Origin of the sequence: Rhabdothermincola sp. (assembly GCF_036846205.1) — a bacterium.
In the GTDB taxonomy this organism is placed as follows: Bacteria; Actinomycetota; Acidimicrobiia; order Acidimicrobiales; family Acidimicrobilacustridaceae; genus Rhabdothermincola.
In genome coordinates this window covers 2,181-5,734 of sequence record NZ_DAIUCK010000143.1, presented here as the reverse complement: position 1 = coordinate 5,734, position 3,554 = coordinate 2,181, and the positions used below count along the sequence as shown (strand labels likewise).

Annotated in this window: 2 protein-coding genes; both read right to left on the bottom strand. The window is 70.7% G+C overall.

All coding sequences use genetic code 11. The features are described 5' to 3' along the window. Positions 1 to 160 precede the first annotated feature (160 nt). Positions 161 to 2,374, bottom strand: a complete 2,214-nt coding sequence (locus V7004_RS14960) for a Calx-beta domain-containing protein (protein ID WP_334144993.1) — start codon at positions 2,372 to 2,374, stop codon at positions 161 to 163. 47 nt (positions 2,375 to 2,421) lie between these two features. Beyond that, on the bottom strand, positions 2,422 to 3,465 hold the full coding sequence (locus V7004_RS14955) for a helix-turn-helix transcriptional regulator (protein ID WP_334144992.1): 1,044 nt from the start codon (positions 3,463 to 3,465) through the stop codon (positions 2,422 to 2,424). Positions 3,466 to 3,554 lie beyond the last annotated feature (89 nt).

Genomic DNA, 3,554 nt, shown 5'->3' with positions numbered 1-3,554 from the left:
GGTTGGGAGCGCCTCGGCCAACCACTCCCGCAGCTCCTTGCGGAACTGCTGCTCGGCTTCGGTGTAGCGGAGATCCACGGGTGCTCGGCTCCTCGTGCTCGCTCGGATCTGACGCCACGTTAGATCGTGGTGGAGCGAGGAAGGAACCGAGCGCGGCGGATCAGTCGTCGTTGGCGATCGTGCCCGTCCCCCCGCTACGGGCGATCACCAATCCTGAGCTGGGATCGCTGAGCACCACCGTGATCGTCTCGTCCGGCTCGATCACCGCGTCGGGGTACAAGAGCATCGACACGGCCTTCTTCCAGGTTCCGGCCCGGAACGTGATGCGCTTCGGCTTGGTGAGCAGGCGCAGGTCCGATCCGTCGGCCGTCCCGACGTAGACGGTGGCCACCACCGTGGTCTCGGCCACCGCCGGGGACGACAGCGTGACCGGCAGGATCACCTTGCCCGCCTTGGTGCCGTCGGTTCCCTCGTAGACCCGCACGTCACCGATGCCCACGTTCGGACTGGCGAACCCGTCGTCGTCGAGGATGGTGCCCACACCTTCACCGTCGGCGATGGTGTACGGCGCGGAGGGGTTGGACAGCTCCACGGTGAGGGTCTCGTCGCCCTCGACGTCAAGGTCCTGGAGCACGGGGACGTTCACGGTCTTGGTGGTCTGGCCCGGCTTGAACCGCAGGGTCTTGGTCCGGGTGGGGGCCACGTAGTCGGTTCCGGGGGTGGCGGTGCCGGCGACGACATCTACCTGGACGGTGACGTCGGTGGCGGCCGGTTGGCTGAGGGTCACGGGGAAGGAGAGGTTGCGGGACCCCGAGTCGCCCTCCATCACGGACACGTCACCGATCCGCACCTGCGCGGCAGGGGGTGGTGGGGGCGGGCCGGATGCGTGGAACTGGTCGGAGATGGCGAAGAACGTGCCTCCGGCCGAGCCCCGCTCGATCGCGATGTAGTACCGGCCGGGGGTGACCGCGACGTCCATGAGCGTCGCCGCCCACTGGTCGAGTAGGACCCAACTGCCGTCGAGGTACCGCCACGCCGAGCTCAGGGTGCCCGTGGCGGACGCCACGGGGGTACCGAGCTGTGCCACATCCGTGACCGGGCTGTTCGTCGGCGCCCGGTACAGGCTCACACCGAGCGGCCGATCCGAGGGCAGGCCCTTGGCGTCTTCCGAGGTCAGGCCGATCGTGAGCATGCCCGGGCGATCGAAGACGTGGGTGAACCACGCGGTCGGAGCCTGGCCGGGCGCGTCGGGCGTGACCTGGAAGGTCGTGCCGTCACCACCCCAGCCCGTGTTGTCGGCGAAGGGCTGGCCCTGCCAGACGTCCCACGCCTGCTGCACCGGGTCGTTGCCCACCGGAGCCCGGAACAGCTCCAGGCTGAACGGGCCGTCGCCCGGGAACGGGTACTGCCTGGAGGAGACCCGGAAGTACACCGTGTGGCCCGGCTCCATGCGAACGAACGACGTGTTGGGGGCGGCGTCGAAGGGCACGACCTCGTTCCCCCGGGCGGTCGTGAGACGGTCCACCTGAGCGGGCAGGTTGCTCGGGTGCAGCAAGCCCGGGTTCATCGGATCGGGGTAGCCCGCCATCAGGCGGTCCACGTAGAAGCCGGTATCCGCGGCGCGCACCCCGAGCTGGCCGGCGAACCCACCAGGTGGGGCGGTGAACTTGTACCAGACCGAGCCGCCCTGGTCGCCGTAGTCCATCTCGCCGGTTTCGAGGGTGGCGCCAGTGGTATCGCCGCTGATGACCAGGGGGGGATCACCCCACTCGGGGATGGTGAGCCCCGACAGGTCGGTGGCGTTGACGAAGTCGTCGTTCGCCGGAGGACCTGGCGGTGGCGGCGGCACCACGGGCCAGACCAGCAGGGTACGAGCGACGACGCCGATCGAGTCGTCCTCCATCTCGAAGTACACGCCGAACGGTTCCGAATCGAGCGGCCAATCCGGCGGCAGTTCGACGTTGAACTCACACGTATCGAACGGGGCCAGCGTCGACCCGACGCAGGTGTCGGAGACCAGCGTCGCCGACGAGCTGTTCGTGAGCGTGGCGGGATCGACCCCGGCAGACCACAGCGCGTTCTCCTCGTCGAGGGTGGGAGAAGGTCCGTAGCTCACGGGCCAGGCACTCGCGATCGTGATGGACAGGGGGTCGGGGCCGGTGTTGACGAAGGGCATCGTGAAGGTCGACGCGTCGGCGACGGTCACCAGCCCGTCGATGAGCGTCACCTGGGTGCCGTCGACCTGGATCGGCAGGGTGGGGTCCGCCCCGGCCGGCGAGGCCGGCGACAGCACCGCGAGGGGGGCGACGAGAACCGCGGCCACCAAGGCGGCGAGCCGGTAGCGGGAAGGTGAGGGGACCTGACGCGCAGACATGGGGCAGTTGTAGCCACGCGAGTAGGCCGAGCGCCCTAGGTGATCACCTAGTTCTGATCCGTGCCGGCGCCGAGCAGCCGGGCGGCCATCTCGGTGCGGGTGCGCACGCCGAGCTTCCGGTAGATGTTGCCCAGGTGGTAGTCGATCGTCTTGGTGCTCACGCACAGGTCGATCGACGCCTCCCGGTTCGTGAGCCCCCGGGCCACGGACATGGCCACCCGCAGCTCCGCGGCGGTGAGCTGGTCGATGAGCGCCAGCCGCCCCGCCTCGCCGTCCCTCCCGCGGGCTTGGCGGGCCCAGTCGACCGCCCCCAGGGCATCGAAGAGCGCGGCTGCCCGCTCGGCGTCCGAGGCAGCACCATCGAGCCCCAGCCGCTGCCGGTAGCGGGACCGAGCCAGCAGCGTGCGACCCAGCTCGAACGGGGAGGCGAACGCCTCGCCGCGTTGAACCGCCTCGGCGAAGCGGACCTCGGCGTCCTCGTCGGGCGCGAGCAGTGCCCGGCCTCGCGCCGCCACCACCGCCGCGTAACCCCGTCCGGTCGACTCGACCGCACGCTCGAGCAGGCAGAGCCGTTCCTTGGCTCGCCCCTCTTCACCGCAGGCGACGAGCGCGTCGAGATGATCGCCCTCCCACCAGAGCGCGCCGGGCTCGGCCACGCCGCCTCGCTCCCATGCCTCGGCCACCCGGTCGAGGTGGACGATGGCTTCCTGCGGGTGACCGCGGCCCAGCTCGAGCAGACCGAGGGCGGATTCCGCCCACACCTCCACCACCGTGAGCCCCATCGGGCCTGCCACCTCGAGGGCCGCGGCCGCCTCCGCCCGGCACTCCTCCGCCCGCCCCAGCGCGGCGCTCACCCGGGCCAGGTAGGCGCGGGGCCAGGAACGGACCCCGATATCACCCCACTCCTCGTCGACCACCGTGCGGATCAACCCGTAGGCCTCCGCCCACCGCCCCGTGCGCACCGAGATCTCGGCCAGCACACCGCTGGCCAGCGCAACCGCCTCGCTGGCGCCCACCACCCGACCTCGCTGGATCACGCCGGTGAGCAGGTCCCGGGCCCGATCCCATCGCTCCCGGTAGGTGTGCGCCATGGCCACCATCTGCACGAGGTGCTCGGCCTCGGTCGTCCCGACCGAGGCCGCCGCCCTCAAGTGCGTCTTCCTCGCCGTCATGAGCCTGG